Source organism: Streptomyces abyssomicinicus, assembly GCF_008974245.1.
Taxonomy (GTDB): Bacteria; Actinomycetota; Actinomycetes; order Streptomycetales; family Streptomycetaceae; genus Streptomyces; species Streptomyces abyssomicinicus.
Genome location: NZ_BBZI01000011.1, coordinates 435974 through 450176, shown reverse-complemented (window position 1 = coordinate 450176; position 14203 = coordinate 435974). Strand labels below are relative to the sequence as shown.

At 74.0% G+C, this 14203-nt stretch carries 13 protein-coding genes; 3 read left to right on the top strand and 10 right to left on the bottom strand.

The window, feature by feature from the left end; all coding sequences use genetic code 11:
* Positions 1-227: 227 nt before the first annotated feature.
* On the bottom strand, positions 228-1235 hold the full coding sequence (locus tag GBN72_RS27275) for a stage II sporulation protein M (RefSeq protein WP_151774551.1): 1008 nt from the start codon (positions 1233-1235) through the stop codon (positions 228-230).
* A 212-nt stretch (positions 1236-1447) separates the two neighbouring features.
* Between GBN72_RS27275 and GBN72_RS27270 the strand changes: the two genes are divergently transcribed.
* Positions 1448-2428, top strand: coding sequence for an RDD family protein (locus tag GBN72_RS27270; RefSeq protein ID WP_151774550.1), 981 nt, complete (start codon positions 1448-1450; stop codon positions 2426-2428).
* A gap of 54 nt (positions 2429-2482) precedes the next feature.
* Here the strand turns inward: GBN72_RS27270 and GBN72_RS27265 are convergent, their stop codons facing one another.
* The gene (locus tag GBN72_RS27265) at positions 2483-3109 is read right to left on the bottom strand and encodes a hypothetical protein (protein ID WP_151774549.1); all 627 of its coding nucleotides are present in this window, start codon (positions 3107-3109) and stop codon (positions 2483-2485) included.
* 109 nt (positions 3110-3218) lie between these two features.
* Positions 3219-4673 (bottom strand): adenosylhomocysteinase, encoded by a 1455-nt coding sequence (gene ahcY, locus GBN72_RS27260; RefSeq protein WP_151774548.1) that lies wholly within the window; start codon positions 4671-4673, stop codon positions 3219-3221.
* A 321-nt stretch (positions 4674-4994) separates the two neighbouring features.
* On the opposite strand from ahcY, the gene lepB reads away from it, so the two are divergent.
* On the top strand, positions 4995-5723 hold the full coding sequence (gene lepB, locus GBN72_RS27255) for a signal peptidase I (protein WP_174887210.1): 729 nt from the start codon (positions 4995-4997) through the stop codon (positions 5721-5723).
* 70 nt (positions 5724-5793) lie between these two features.
* On the opposite strand, the gene GBN72_RS27250 is transcribed toward lepB, so the two are convergent.
* From GBN72_RS27250 to GBN72_RS27220, 7 genes are all read right to left on the bottom strand, one after another.
* Complete coding sequence (locus GBN72_RS27250) at positions 5794-6762, bottom strand: cation diffusion facilitator family transporter (RefSeq protein WP_151774547.1); 969 nt, start codon at positions 6760-6762, stop codon at positions 5794-5796.
* A 104-nt stretch (positions 6763-6866) separates the two neighbouring features.
* Positions 6867-8018, bottom strand: coding sequence for a mannose-6-phosphate isomerase, class I (manA, locus tag GBN72_RS27245; protein WP_151774546.1), 1152 nt, complete (start codon positions 8016-8018; stop codon positions 6867-6869).
* Positions 8019-8094: 76 nt separating this feature from the next.
* Positions 8095-9237 carry an SIS domain-containing protein gene (locus GBN72_RS27240; protein ID WP_151774545.1) on the bottom strand — a complete coding sequence of 381 codons (1143 nt, stop codon included), beginning with the start codon at positions 9235-9237 and terminating at the stop codon, positions 8095-8097.
* Between the two features lie 70 nt (positions 9238-9307).
* Positions 9308-9478, bottom strand: coding sequence for a Trm112 family protein (locus tag GBN72_RS27235; RefSeq protein WP_151774544.1), 171 nt, complete (start codon positions 9476-9478; stop codon positions 9308-9310).
* A 319-nt stretch (positions 9479-9797) separates the two neighbouring features.
* On the bottom strand, positions 9798-11165 hold the full coding sequence (locus GBN72_RS27230; protein ID WP_151774543.1) for a phosphomannomutase/phosphoglucomutase: 1368 nt from the start codon (positions 11163-11165) through the stop codon (positions 9798-9800).
* 146 nt (positions 11166-11311) lie between these two features.
* Positions 11312-12928 (bottom strand): L-lactate permease, encoded by a 1617-nt coding sequence (locus tag GBN72_RS27225; RefSeq protein WP_151774542.1) that lies wholly within the window; start codon positions 12926-12928, stop codon positions 11312-11314.
* A 223-nt stretch (positions 12929-13151) separates the two neighbouring features.
* Positions 13152-13529, bottom strand: coding sequence for a DUF3499 domain-containing protein (locus GBN72_RS27220; RefSeq protein WP_218042091.1), 378 nt, complete (start codon positions 13527-13529; stop codon positions 13152-13154).
* A gap of 154 nt (positions 13530-13683) precedes the next feature.
* Between GBN72_RS27220 and GBN72_RS27215 the strand changes: the two genes are divergently transcribed.
* On the top strand, positions 13684-14139 hold the full coding sequence (locus GBN72_RS27215; protein WP_151774540.1) for a metallopeptidase family protein: 456 nt from the start codon (positions 13684-13686) through the stop codon (positions 14137-14139).
* The last annotated feature ends 64 nt before the right edge of the window (positions 14140-14203 follow it).

The following is a 14203-nucleotide window of genomic DNA, read 5'->3' as shown; positions in this document are numbered from 1 at the left end:
TTTATCAGATGTTTTCAGCCGGTCTTACCGGCTTCGAATTCCGATTTATCGGGGGTTGCTTCTCCGAACTCAAGGTTGGGAAGCGACTCGGTAGATCCTACCGGCTGCCAGTGGGTGCTTCGCACCGCTCCGGGCAACTGTTCAAATCTACCTCCCCAGACGAACCGCGTCAACGGCACTTCCGGGGGCGAGGAGGACACTAGCAGCTCATCGGTGCCCGATGCACATCAGGCGGCCGTGGGCGCCGCGGCGCTCCGGCCGGTCTCCTCGACGTCTCCCGTCTCGCCCGCGCGGACCGCGCGACCGCCGAGTACCCAGACGTAGGCCAGGAAAGCCAGCTCGACGACGACGCCGATGCCCACGCGCGCCCAGGTCGGCAGGCCGGACGGCGTCACGAAGCCTTCGATCGCGCCGGCCACGAACAGCACCAGGGCGAGGCCGACCGCCATGCCGAGGGCGGCGCGTCCCTCCTCCGCCAGGGCCGCCCGGCGGGTACGCGGGCCCGGGTCGATGACCGTCCAGCCGAGGCGGATGCCGGTGCCGGCGGCCACGAAGACGGCGGTGAGCTCGATCAGGCCGTGCGGCAGGACGAGGCCGAGGAAGACGTCGAGGCGTCCGGCGTCGGTCATCAGGCCGAAGCCGGCGCCGAGGTTGAGCATGTTCTCGAAGAGGATCCAGATCACCGGCAGTCCGAGGAAGACGCCGAGGATCAGGCACATGGCGGCCGCCCGGGCGTTGTTCGTCCACACCTGGGCGGCGAAGGAGGCCGCCGGGTGGCTGGAGTAGTAGTTCTCGTACTCGCCACCGGGCCGCGTCATCTCGCGCAGGTCGGCGTCCGTGCCGAACGCCGCCTGGACCTCGGGGTGGGTCGCTATCCACCAGGACAGGAGGATGCCGACCGCGACCGAGAGCAGCGCCGTCGGCACCCACCACCGGCGGGCCCGGTAGACCGCCGCGGGGAAGCCCTGGACGAGGAAGCGGGCGATGTCCTGCCACGAGGCCTTCCGGGTGCCGGTGACCTTGCTGCGGGCGCGGGCCACCAGCTGGCTGAGGCGGCCGGTGATCCGCGGGTCGGGGGCGCTGGACCTGATGACGGAGAGGTGCGTCGCCGCGCGCTGGTACAGGGAGACGAGTTCGTCCACCTCGGCCCCGGTCAGGCGGCGCCGGCGGTTCAGCAACGCTTCCAGACGGTCCCACTCGGCGCGATGGGTGGAGACGAAGACGTCCAGATCCATGGGGTGCGGCTGCTCCTCATCCTGTCCTCGGCCTGCTCCGGGTCTGCGTCAGGCTGCTTCGACCCGGACGGCCCTGCGGCGGCGTGGTGCACAGCTTGGCAGACTGACGGCCCGGACGTCAGTGCGGGACGGGTTCCCGGCCGGCGGCCGGGACGCGGTACGGGCGGTCGGACAGCAGTCGGACGGCAGGGGCAGTTGGAAGGGGCGGGGCGATGAGTCAACTGGTGACCGGTGAGGCGGTGGCGCTGGAGGTGCGGCCGGCGCAGTTCCCGAGCAGGGCGCTGGCGGTGGTCCTCGACCTGCTGGTCGCGCTGTTCGCCTGGTTCGTCGTGCTGATGCTGCTGTTCGCCACGCTGTCGTCGGTGGACGAGGCGGCAGCGGCGGCGCTGTCGGTCGGCACCTTCCTGCTGATCCCGATCGGCGCGCCCATCGCGGTGGAGACGCTCTCCCGCGGGCGTTCGCTGGGGAAGCTGGCGCTCGGACTGCGGGTGGTGCGCGACGACGGCGGGCCCATCGGGTTCCGCCACGCGCTGGTCCGGGGGCTGCTGGGGATGTTCGAGATCCTGATGACCTTCGGTGTGGTCGCCTGCATCGCCTCCCTGGTGTCGACCCGGGGCCGGCGGCTCGGTGACGTGTTCGCGGGCACGATGGTGGTGCGGGAGCGGGTGCCGGACGGGCACCTCACGTCGACGCCTCCCCCGCCGCCCTGGCTGATGGGGCGCTACTCCGCGCTGGACCTGTCAGCCGTCCCGGACGACCTGTGGCTGGCGGTGCGGCAGTACCTGACGCGACTGGGGCAGCTGGATCCCGCGGTGGGGCACGGCATGGCGCAGCGGCTGGCCACGGAGGTCGTCGCGCGGACGGGGGCGCAGGTGGAGGGCGTGCCGGCCCCGCAGTTCCTGGCCGCGGTGCTGTACGAGCGGCAGACGCGGGAGGCGGCTCGCGCGCAGGCGGCGGCCCTGGCGCGGGCCCGTGCGCAGGGCGCGGCCGGTGCCGGTGCCGCGGCGTATGCGCCGACGGAGCAGGCCCCAGCCCCGTCCCCGGCCCCGGCCCCGTCGGCGCCGATGCCGTACGTGACGCCGATGCCGCCCGTCGCGCCGACGCCGCCGGTGCCGCCCGCCCCGTCGGCCGGGCCCGCCGCTCCGGCCGAGGGTGGCGGCCGTGCCGGAGGCGGTTTCGCCCCGCCGGCCTGACGCACCCGCGCGACCGGGCAGGGGCAGGGGCACGGGCGGCCGAAGACGCGCGCCCTACCGGTCGTCGTCGCGGAAGGCCGTCGGCGGCGACGCGAGGTCGTCCAGCTCGATGCCGGGCGCGGCGAGCACCACGTCGCCGGCCAGGTGGACGGTGTGCTGCTCGCCGGTCCCCAGGTCGGTGACGCGGTACTCGTCCACCACCAGGGGGCCGCTGTCGGTCGTGTGGGTCTCGCTGCCGGTCAGGGCCCAGGTCCGGTCCACCGTCAGGGGCGCCAGGACCGGGTCGGTGAACTCGACCAGGCGGACCCGGACGGGGGCGTCGCCGCGGTGCGGGCGCAGCAGCCGGGCGGTGGCGACCAGGAAGGCCGGGGAGGCTCCGGTGAGGGCGTGGGCGGGGGCGTTGCCCTCGGCGGCGTGCTCGCCCGTGGGGTCGGTGCGCACCCAGGTGACGCCGTCGAGGGCGGCGCCGCGGACCTGCCAGCCGCCGGCGCGCAGTTCCACGCGCAGGGGGCGGCCGAGGTCGTCGAGGGTGACGTCGACCGATCCCCGGTGCTCGCCCCCGGGGGTGAGCCGCTGGGAGACGTAGCGCCAGCCGGAGGGGCCGGGGGCGCACTGGAAGTGCTCCTCGCCGAGCGGGCTGTGGTCGTGCGGGTCGTGGAGCAGATAACGGCCGGTGGGCATGGGCGTCCTGTGGTGGTCCGGGCGACGGGCGCGGTCCGTCCGGGATGGGGACAGGCCCCCGCCACGAGGGCGGGGGCCTGCCGGAGGTGTGGTGCCGCGGGACGGCCGCTCAGTAGCGGTAGTGGTCCGGCTTGAAGGGGCCTTCGACCTCGACGCCGATGTAGGCGGCCTGCTCGGGGCGGAGCTTGGTGAGCTTCACGCCGAGCGCGTCCAGGTGGAGGGCGGCGACCTTCTCGTCCAGGTGCTTGGGGAGCACGTAGACGCCGATCGGGTACGCGTCGGGCTTGGTGAACAGCTCGATCTGGGCCAGGGTCTGGTCCGCGAACGAGTTGGACATCACGAACGACGGGTGGCCGGTGGCGTTGCCCAGGTTCAGCAGGCGGCCCTCGGACAGCACGATGATCTTCTTGCCGTCGGGGAACGCCCAGGTGTGGACCTGCGGCTTGACCTCGTCCTTGACGATGCCGGGGATCTTCGCCAGGCCGGCCATGTCGATCTCGTTGTCGAAGTGGCCGATGTTGCCGACGATGGCCTGGTGCTTCATCTTGGCCATGTCGGAGGCCATGATGATGTCCTTGTTGCCGGTCGTGGTGATGAAGATGTCCGCCGTCTCCACGACCTCGTCGAGCGTGGTGACCTGGTAGCCGTCCATCGCCGCCTGGAGCGCGCAGATCGGGTCGATCTCGGTGACGATCACCCGGGCGCCCTGACCGCGGAGCGACTCCGCGCAGCCCTTGCCGACGTCGCCGTAGCCGCAGACCACGGCGGTCTTGCCGCCGATCAGGGTGTCGGTGGCGCGGTTGATGCCGTCGATCAGGGAGTGGCGGCAGCCGTACTTGTTGTCGAACTTCGACTTGGTCACGGCGTCGTTGACGTTGATCGCCGGGAAGAGCAGGACGCCGTCGCGCTGCATCTCGTAGAGGCGGTGGACGCCGGTGGTGGTCTCCTCGGTGACACCGCGGATCTCCGACGCCAGGTGGGTCCACTTCTGCGAGCCCTCACCGATCGTCCGGTGCAGCAGGCGCAGGATCTCGAGGTGCTCCTCGGACTCGGCGGTCTCCAGCGCGGGGACCTCGCCGGCCTTCTCGTACTCGACGCCCTTGTGGACGAGGAGGGTGGCGTCACCACCGTCGTCCAGGATCATGTTCGGGCCGCCGGTGGGGCTGTCCGGCCAGGTCAGCGCCTGCTCGGTGCACCACCAGTACTCCTCCAGCGTCTCGCCCTTCCAGGCGAAGACCGGGACGCCCTGCGGGTTCTCCGGGGTGCCGTTCGGGCCGACGGCGATGGCGGCGGCCGCGTGGTCCTGGGTGGAGAAGATGTTGCAGGAGGCCCAGCGGACCTGGGCGCCGAGCGAGACCAGGGTCTCGATCAGGACGGCGGTCTGCACCGTCATGTGGAGGGAGCCGGTGACGCGCGCGCCCTTCAGCGGCTGCGCCTTCGCGTACTCCTCGCGGATCGCCATCAGGCCGGGCATCTCGTGCTCGGCCAGGCTGATCTCCTTGCGGCCGAACTCGGCCAGGGAGAGGTCGGCGACCTTGAAGTCCTGTCGGTTGTCGACAGTCATGTAGTGCTGCTCCTCGCGGATGCGGTTACGGGTCGAGGTCGGTGCGGCTGGTCTGCGCGTCGGCGTGCTCCGGTCACGGGTGTGCCCCACGGGCATGGGCATGCCTCGGGGGCACGGGTGTGGCCCCGCGCGCAGCGCAGTCCGTCGGAGGCCCTCTCTCCCTCGGCCGGTCCGTCGCTCACCGCGTGGCACCGCCCGACCGCCATCAGCAGCGACGTCTGGCTCCGTCCCAAGCTACACCGGCCGCCCCACCGGACCCCAGTCCGGTCGGGTCCGGCCAGCCTCGTCGGGCCCAACCGGGCCCTGTGAAGGGGGAGATGGATGAGGAGAGCGGCCCGGCCGGTCGTGGCCGGCGTGGTGACGGCGGCGATGGGCGCCGCGCTGTTCGGCGGGTGCCTGGTGCGGACCCTGACGGGGTACGGGTCGGCGACCGTCTCGTCGGCCGGCATGGAGCCGGCGTACGGACCGGGCGACCGGCTGGTGTACGAGCGGATCGACGGCGACACCGACGGCGCGGGCGACACCGAGGGCGCGGGCGGGGCCGGCGGCGGGTTGCGGCGGGGCGACGTGGTGCTGGTCCTGGCGCCGGAGCGGTACGGGCCGCTGCCGGTGGTGTCGCGGGTCGTCGGGGTGGGCGGCGAGAGGGTCGCCTGCTGCGGCGCGGAGGGCGGCGCGAAGGACGGGGCGGAGCGGGTCACCGTGGACGGGCGGGAGCTGGCGGAGCCGTACGTCAAGGACGGAATCGCCCACGGCGGTGGCCTGCCGCCGTACGAGGTGACGGTGCCGGGGGGACGGGTGTTCCTGCTGGGCGACCACCGGGAGAACGCGCGGGATTCCCGGGCCTTCCTCGACGACCGGGGCGGGACGCTGCCGGTGGACGCGGTGCGGGGGCGGATCGTGCCGGCGTCGGCCCTCGCCGGGCTGCTCGGCGGAATGCTGGCGGGCCTGGTGCCGGCGCTCGCGGGAGCGGGCCTGTGGATCGCGGGTGCGGTGGCCCGGCGGCGCGCGGCACCCGTGGCGACACCGTCGGAGTGGGCCGCGCTGCTGTGAACGACGCCGCGGGCCCGCCGCGGCGAGGTGCCGGGGCGGGCCCGTGGACGAGGGGCGCCGGGGGGCCGCGTCAGTGGGACGCGCCGCCGCCCGGGGTGGCCTCGGGGTCGGGGCCGGCCGCCGCGGCGGCCTCGCTGTAGATGTCCGGCTCCAGGTAGATCACGCGGGCGATCGGCACCGCCGCCCGGACGCGCTGTTCGGCGGCGTCGATCGCTGCGGCGATCTCGGCGGCGCCGGAGTCGGCCTTGACCGCGATCTTCGCGGCGACCAGCAGCTCCTCGGGGCCGAGGTGCAGCGTGCGCATGTGGATCAGGCGGGGCACGGTGTCGCCGTCGACCACGGCGGCCTCGATCTTCCTGACCTCCTCGAGACCCGCGGCCTCACCGAGCAGCAGCGACTTGGTCTCCAGGGCCAGCACGATCGCGATCACGATCAGCAGGACACCGATGCACAGGGTGCCGACGCCGTCCCAGACGCCGTCCCCGGTCAGCAGGGCGAGGCCGACGCCGCCGAGGGCGAGGACCAGGCCGACCAGCGCGCCGAGGTCCTCCAGCAGGACGACCGGGAGCTCGGGGGCCTTCGCGCGGCGCACGAACTGCGACCAGGAGAGCCCGCCGCGGACCTCGTTGGACTCCTTGATGGCGGTGCGGAAGGAGAACGACTCCGCGATGATCGCGAAGACCAGCACGCCGACCGGCCAGTACCAGTGCTCCAGCTCGTGCGGGTGCTTGATCTTCTCGTAGCCCTCGTAGAGGGCGAACATGCCGCCGACCGAGAACAGGACGATGGAGACCAGGAAGGCGTAGATGTACCGCTCGCGGCCGTAGCCGAAGGGGTGCTGCGGCGTCGCCTCGCGCTTGGCCTTCTTGCCGCCGACGAGCAGCAGTCCCTGGTTGCCGGAGTCGGCGAGCGAGTGGACGCTCTCCGCCAGCATGGACGACGAACCGCTGAAGAGGAACGCCACGAATTTGGCTACCGCGATCGCCAGGTTCGCGGCCAGTGCCGCGACGATCGCCTTGGTTCCGCCTGACGCGCTCATGAGTTCGCGTGGTTCCTTCCTGCTCAGCCGTCACTGCCGTTGACCGTCGGCATTGTTGCAGGCCGCCGCGGCCCGGGCGCGAGGACCGTGTGCACGAACGGCCCTCAGCAGGACACGGTTGCCCGGAAAAGCGTTCCGCTCCCGGACACTTCGGTCCTTTCTCCCGCCGGAACGAAGACGGAGGCGCCGGGGGCCAGCTTCAGTTCGCCGACGCGGACGCCGCCCTCGGTGCACAGGAGCACCTGGGGCGCGGGCCGGGTCAGGTCGACGGCGGGGGCGCCGTCGGTGAGCCGGTGGCGGGAGAGGCGGAACTCGTCCACCGGGGTCTCGTACAGCTCCTCCCCGTCCGGCAGGGTGCGCGGGCGCAGGACGTCGGCGCCGCAGGACTCGAAGCGGACCACCCTCAGCAGTTCGGGGACGTCGACGTGCTTGGGGGTGAGACCGCAGCGCAGCACGTTGTCGGAGGTGGACATCAGCTCCACGCCCAGGCCGCGGAGGTAGGCGTGCGGGACGCCGGCCGACAGGTAGAGGGCGTCTCCGGGCGCGAGGCGGACGTGGTGGAGCAGCATCGAGGCGAGGACCCCGGGGTCGCCGGGGAAGTGGCGGGCTATCCGCGCGAAGACCTCGTAGCGGCCGTCGAGACGCTCACAGGCGGCGGCCGTCGCGGCGACCGTACGGGCGGTCTCGTCGGCGTCGCCGGTGAGGACGGCGGTGAGCACCCGGCGCAGCGCCTCCCCCTCGGGGAGCGTGCGCAGCGTCTCGACGTGCGGGGCGAGGTCGGGGACGCCGAGGCCCTCGAACAGGTCGGCGGTCTCGGCCGCCGGGCGGAATCCGCACAGGCCCTCGAAGTCGGTGAGGGCGCAGATCAGCTCGGGCTTGTGGTTGGCGTCCTTGTAGTTGCGTTGCGGGGCGTCCACGGCGATGCCCAGGCGCTGCTCCGCCTCGTAGCCCTCCCTGGCCCGCACGAGGTCGGGATGGACCTGGAGGGAGAGGGGGCGGGCGGCGGCGAGCAGCTTGAGCAGGAAGGGCAGCCGCGGGCCGAAGCGGGCGACGGTCCGGGCGCCGAGCTCGCGCTCCGGGTCGGCGGCGATGACGTCGGGCAGGCTGCCGCGCGGGGTGGAGGACGGCGCTCCGGGGTGGGCCCCCATCCACAGCTCCGCCTGGGGCTCACCGGTGGGCGTCTCGCCGATCAGCTCGGCGATGGCGGTGGTGGAGCCCCACGCGTAGGGGCGGATGGTGTTGGTGAGGAGGTCCATACCCTTCGTCTCCGGGTGTCTCGGCGTGTCTCCCGCGCCGGGGGTTCCGGGGCGGGTGCGGTGTGTCGGCACCAGCTCAGACACCCGAGGCGAGCGCCAGGTAAACGGCGGCGAAATCGGTGATGGCGATCAGTTCCGCCAGTGCCTCGAGTTCCTCGCCGTCCCCCGGCTCCAGTTCGCTGACCGGTGCGTCGTGGGCGAGGGCCAGGTCCCGGGCGGCGGGCGCCGCGCTGAGGCCGCCGGTGGGGCGGTCCCGCAGAAGGACGACACGCGCGCGCAGGGCGGCCGGTTCCTCGACGCGGTCGCGGAAGAAGTCCTCCGGGTCGCCGCCGGCGGCGAGCGGGCCGGAGAGCAGGGTGCTGTGCGCGTCCATCGCCTCGGGCAGTTCGGCGACGACGGCGGGGCGGCCGGCGAGTTCGGCGAGGGCGGCGGCGAAGCGGCGGCCGGCCGGGCCGGCGGAGACGCCTTCGGTCCAGACGACCGGCAGGGAGTCGGCGAGTTCGGCGGCGAGGGTCTTGGCGGGGTTGCCGTAGGCCGGCACGGCGGGGCCGCAGCGTTCGGCGACGGCGTCGAGGCGGTCGGCGACCTTCTCCAGGGTGGCGGGCGGCGCCTGCAGCACGCCGGTGCGGTCCAGGAGGGCGAGCAGCGGGGTGAGCAGCGCCCACAGGACGCCGGGGGCGGAGGCGGTCAGGGCCGGCGGGGTGTCGTCGTCGCCGGAGTACCGGGCGACGGCGGCCATGGGCAGGAAGAAGCCCCGGGAGACGCCGATCGCGTCCGCCAGGGGGCTGCGGCGGGGGGCCACGGCGACGACCGTGCAGCCGCGGCGGTAGGCCTGTTCGGCGAGGAGCGAGAGGCCGGGTTCGGCGCCGTCGGGGGTGGCGATCAGGAGCAGGTCCAGGGAGCCGGCCCAGCCGGGCAGGTCCCAGCGCAGTGCGCCCGGCGCGGGGGCCACGCCGTTGGGGGCCAGGCGGATCACGGGGCTGCCGGGGCCGGCCAGGGTGCCGAGGAGGTCGGCGGCGTGGGTGGCGGCGGCGCCCGGGCCGGCGATCAGCACGGCGCGGGGGCGGCCGTCGGGGCGGAGGCCGGGGACGCCGGCCTCGTCGGCGTCGCGCAGGGCGACGCGGACGCGGGCGCCCGCCTCCGCCGCGCCGCGGAGCAGGGCGCGGCGGTCCGCGGCGGCCAGGCCCTCGGGGGCGTCGAGCAGCGATTCGTCGAACATGGCGGGCAGCCTCCGGCGCCGGGTCGTGTCGTCGGTTCGCGGTGCGGCCGCGTCCCGCCTCGGGGGCGGACTAGGCGGGGCGGCGGGCCTCGTCGACGAGCAGCACGGGGATGCCGTCGCGGACGGGGTAGGCCAGGCCGCAGTCGTCGGCGGTGCAGACGAGCTCGCTGTCCCGCTCCTGGAGGGGAGCGTGGCATGCCGGGCAGGCGAGGATCTCGAGGAGGCCGGGTTCGAGCGGCATGGTTCCCTCCTGGGGGCGGCCCGGCCGGAGGCCGGGGGTGGGTCTGTCGGGCCACGTCAGCGTACCCGGTCGGTTCCGCGGGGCGAGGGGCCGCCAGGGGCGCGCTGCGGGTCCGCCGGGCGGGGCCTCTCCCCCGCCCCGGCACCGGCACTTCGCGTCGCCGGCACTTCGCGTCGCCGGGCCCGGCCCGGGCTGCGGGACGCCGCCGGGCGACGCCTTCGCGCGGGGAGTGACCATCCGTGCCGCGGGCCCTGGCGGCCCGGTCGCCCGACGCCCGCCGGGGGCCTGCGGCACGGATGGTGCGCGGGGGTGCGCCGGGTCAGCCGCGGATGATCGCGAGGACCTCGTCCCGGACGCGCGAGACGGTGGTCTCGTCGCGGGCCTCCGCGTTGAGGCGGAGCAGCGGCTCGGTGTTGGAGGGGCGGACGTTGAACCACCAGTCGGCGGCGGTGACCGTGAGGCCGTCGAGTTCGTCGAGGGCGACGCCTTCGCGGCCCTGGTAGCTCTCCTTCAGCGCGGCGAGGCGGCCGGCCTGGTCGTCGACCGTGGAGTTGATCTCGCCGGAGGCCGCGTACCGGTCGTACTGGGCGACCAGCTCGGAGAGCGTGCCCTGCTGTCCGCCGAGCGCGGCGAGGACGTGCAGCGCGGCCAGCATGCCGGTGTCGGCGTTCCAGAAGTCGCGGAAGTAGTAGTGGGCGGAGTGCTCGCCGCCGAAGATGGCGCCGGACTTCGCCATCTCGGCCTTGATGAACGAGTGGCCGACACGGGTGCGGACCGGGGTGCCGCCGCACTCCTCGACGACCTCGGGGACGGACCAGGAGGTGATCAGGTTGTGGATGACCACGCCCTCGCCGCCGTGCTTGGCCAGCTCGCGGGAGGCGACCAGCGCGGTGATCGCGGACGGGGAGACCGGCTCGCCGCGCTCGTCCACCACGAAGCAGCGGTCGGCGTCGCCGTCGAAGGCGAGGCCGATGTCGGCGCCCTCCTCGCGGACCCGCTTCTGCAGGTCGACGATGTTGGCCGGGTCGAGCGGGTTGGCCTCGTGGTTGGGGAAGGTGCCGTCCAGCTCGAAGTACATGGGCACGACGTCCAGCGGGAGGCCGCCGAGCACGGTCGGCACGGTGTGGCCGCCCATGCCGTTGCCTGCGTCGACCACGACCTTCAGCGGGCGGATCGCGGTGAGGTCGACCAGCGACCGCAGGTACGCGGCGTAGTCGTCGAGGGTGTCCCGCTGGGTGACGGAGCCCTGCTTCTCGGCGATCTCGGGGATGCCGCCGGTCTCGGCCCAGCCCTCGACCAGGGCACGGATCTCGGCGAGCCCGGTGTCCTGGCCGACCGGCGCGGCGCCCGCGCGGCACATCTTGATGCCGTTGTACCGCGCCGGGTTGTGCGAGGCGGTGAACATCGCGCCGGGCAGGTCGAGGGCGCCGGAGGCGTAGTACAGCTGGTCGGTGGAGCAGAGGCCGATCTCGGTGACGTCCGCGCCGCGGGCGGCGGCGCCACGCGCGAAGGCCCGCGAGAGGCCGGGCGACGAGGGACGCATGTCGTGCCCGGTGACGATCGCCTTGGCGCCCACGACGTCGACGAAGGCCGCGCCGAAGAGCTCGGCCATGGGCTCGTCCCACTGGTCCGGAACCACACCGCGCACGTCGTACGCCTTCACGAGCTGCGACAGATCTACGGCCACGGCCTGCCCTCCTGGAAGTCGGCTGATGAGCCCAAGTTACCCTCCGCCCTTTTCCGCACACCGTGCGACCGGCCCGCCGTCCGGGCGACGGCGGGCCGGTGGGTGGCCTTCCGGTGCTGGTGGCCGGTGCGGAGCCGGACGCTCCGTCAGGGCAGCATCCAGCCGAGGACCGGAGAACTCTGGCCGAGAACGATCAGGCACATCACCAGCAGCAGTCCGAGGCTCCACGGCAGGACCTTGCGCAGCAGGTCGCCCTCCTTGCCCGCGAGGCCGACGGCGGCGCACGCGATGGTGAGGTTCTGCGGGGAGATCATCTTGCCGAGGACGCCGCCGGAGCTGTTGGCGGCGGCGAGCAGTTCGGGCGAGAGACCGGCCTGCTGGGCGGCGGTCACCTGGAGGGCGCCGAAGAGGGCGTTGGCCGAGGTGTCGGAGCCGGAGACGGCAACGCCGAACCAGCCGAGGACCGGCGAGAGGAAGGCGAGTCCGGCGCCGGCCGCGGCGACGAAGTGGCCGATGGTGGCGGCCTGTCCGGACAGGTTCATCACGTAGGCGAGGGCCAGCACGCTGGTCACCGTGAGGATGGCGAACCGGAGTTCCTGGACGGTGGCCACCCACTCCCTGACGGCCTCGCCCGCACGGACCCCGATCACCACGGCGGTGAACAGGCCGGCGAGCAGGACCAGGGTGCCGCCGGTGGCGAGGACGGGCCAGCTGAACATGTTGCCGCTCACCGGCTCGCCGCCGGGGTTCGCGACGTCCAGGAAGGGCCAGTCGTAGACCTGGGTGGTCCTGGCGAGCAGTTCCTTGACGGGCGGGATCTGGGCGAGGGAGAAGATCAGCACGATCAGCGCGTAGGGGGCGTAGGCGCGGACCACCTCGCCGCGCTCGTCGTGCACGTCGAGGTCGTCGCTGCGGGTGCCGGTGAGCACCTTCTCGCGCACCTCGGGCGCGGCCGCCCTGCGGGAGGTGGGCACCAGGACCAGGGCGCCGGCGCCGGCCAGGGCGGCCGCGATGTCGGCCAGCTGGGCGGAGACGTAGTTGGCGGCGGCGAACTGGGCCACCGCGAAGGCCACGCCGCAGACCAGGGCGGGCAGCCAGGTCTCGCGCAGTCCGCGCCTGCCGTCGACCAGTCCGACCAGCACCAGCGGCACGACCAGGGCGAGCAGCGGCGTCTGACGGCCCACCACGGAGGCGACGGTGTCCAGGTCGAGGCCGGTGACCTGGGCGAGGGTGACCACCGGGGTGCCCATCGCGCCGAAGGCCACCGGCGCGGTGTTGGCGACCAGGGCGACCACCGCGGCCCGCACCGGGTCGAAGCCGAGGGCGACCAGCATCACGGAGCAGATGGCGACCGGGGCCCCGAAGCCGGCCAGCGCCTCCAGCAGGGCGCCGAAGCAGAAGGCGACGACCAGGGCCTGGATGCGCGGGTCGTCGGAGAGCCGTCCGAAGGAGCGGCGCAGGATGTCGAAGTGCCGGGTGCGGACGGTCATCCGGTACACCCACAGGGCGTTGACGACGATCCACATGATGGGGAAGAGCCCGAAGGCGGCGCCCTGGACCGCGCCGGAGAGGGTCTGCCCCAGCGGCATCCCGTAGGCGAGGAGCGCCACCAGGACCGCGCCGGCCAGGCCGATGAGGCCGGCCCAGTGCGCCTTCATCCGCACCCCGCCGAGCAGGACCAGCACGATGACCAGCGGGAGGGCGGCCACCAGGGCCGACAGCCCCAGCGATCCGCCGACCGGCTCCAGTTCCTGGACGTACACCAACGCCTCCCGGATTCCGTGATGCGGAAAGTGGTTTCGCACGGGTGGGGGAATGGTGGTGCTCATGACATGCGTGCGTCAACGGGTGTGCGTGGGGAGATTGATGCAAGTTGCAGGCACACGGTCGCCGCCTGCCGGGCGGGGTCGGGCGCCCGTACGGCCGCCGCCTGCGGGGCGGGGACGGCACGGGATGTGGCGGGGGGGGGAGCTTCCCGACGACGCGTCAGTTGTCGGGCGAGCGCAGCACGCGCAGGTGGCCGCGGCGGGCGCCCTGCACGGGGTCGCCGGGCCGGGCTGCGGGGCCGCCGCCCTCGGCGGCGCGCTCCGGCGGACGGGCCGCCTCGCGCACGGCGTTGGCGAGGGCCTCCAGGTCGTCCCCGGAGGGACGGGCGGGGGCCGAGCCGTCGAGGAGCCGGACGACCTCCCAGCCGCGCGGGGCGGTCAGGCGCTCGGAGTGCTCGGCGCACAGGTCGTAGCAGTGGGGCTCGGCGTAGGTGGCGAGCGGGCCGAGGACCGCGGTCGAGTCGGCGTAGACGTACGTCAGCGTCGCGACGGCGGGTCGGCCGCAGGCGGTGCGCGAACAGCGACGTACAGGGCTCACGACGATGGACGGTACCGCACTCTTGAGCGGGCCGCGACGACTCTCCCCTAGGTCACCCGCCCGTGTCGCGGCGACACTCGCCGCAAAACGGCACAAGCGGGACCCGCCGCCGGGACGGGCGCGGCGGAGCCGGGGCCATTACGCTGCACCGGTGATGGACAATCCCGTACCGCCGCGCCCCTCGGGCCCCGGGCCCCGTCGGCGGGACCGCCACGGCCGCGGCATGCGCGGCCCGATCGCGCCCCCGCAGGTTCCGCTCGCCGCGAGCCGCGCCGAACTCTTCGCCGACCTGGTGCAGGACTCGGTGGAACGGCTGGAGCGGCGCTGGCCGCAGCTGGCCGAGGTCGACTTCCTGGTGCTGGAGGTGCCGCCGGCGCCCGGGCCCGGCGACTCCTGGAGCGACGAGGCGGTCCCGCTGGGCGGCACCGTCCCGGGCCGGGAGAACCTGCCGGCCCGGGTCGTGGTCTACCGGCGGCCGGTGGAGATCCGCAGCAAGGGCCGGGAGGAACGGGCCGCGCTGGTGCACGAGGTGGTGGTCGAGCAGGTCGCCGACCTGCTCGGTCTCACCCCCGAGGCGGTGGATCCGCGCTACGACGGCGACGAGGACTGACCCGGCGGCCTGCTGGGCCGTGGGCGTTGGGCCCTGGGCCTGGGCCCTGGGTGCGTCCCGGAAC

What these genes read in the sequence shown, in the direction of transcription:
- GBN72_RS27275 (WP_151774551.1), bottom strand. Translation starts at nt 1,235, where the DNA reads ATGGATCTGGACGTCTTCGTCTCCACCCATCGCGCCGAGTGGGACCGT.
- GBN72_RS27270 (WP_151774550.1), top strand. Translation starts at nt 1,448, where the DNA reads ATGAGTCAACTGGTGACCGGTGAGGCGGTGGCGCTGGAGGTGCGGCCG.
- GBN72_RS27265 (WP_151774549.1), bottom strand. Translation starts at nt 3,109, where the DNA reads ATGCCCACCGGCCGTTATCTGCTCCACGACCCGCACGACCACAGCCCG.
- ahcY (WP_151774548.1), bottom strand. Translation starts at nt 4,673, where the DNA reads ATGACTGTCGACAACCGACAGGACTTCAAGGTCGCCGACCTCTCCCTG.
- lepB (WP_174887210.1), top strand. Translation starts at nt 4,995, where the DNA reads ATGAGGAGAGCGGCCCGGCCGGTCGTGGCCGGCGTGGTGACGGCGGCG.
- GBN72_RS27250 (WP_151774547.1), bottom strand. Translation starts at nt 6,762, where the DNA reads ATGAGCGCGTCAGGCGGAACCAAGGCGATCGTCGCGGCACTGGCCGCG.
- manA (WP_151774546.1), bottom strand. Translation starts at nt 8,018, where the DNA reads ATGGACCTCCTCACCAACACCATCCGCCCCTACGCGTGGGGCTCCACC.
- GBN72_RS27240 (WP_151774545.1), bottom strand. Translation starts at nt 9,237, where the DNA reads ATGTTCGACGAATCGCTGCTCGACGCCCCCGAGGGCCTGGCCGCCGCG.
- GBN72_RS27235 (WP_151774544.1), bottom strand. Translation starts at nt 9,478, where the DNA reads ATGCCGCTCGAACCCGGCCTCCTCGAGATCCTCGCCTGCCCGGCATGC.
- GBN72_RS27215 (WP_151774540.1), top strand. Translation starts at nt 13,684, where the DNA reads ATGGACAATCCCGTACCGCCGCGCCCCTCGGGCCCCGGGCCCCGTCGG.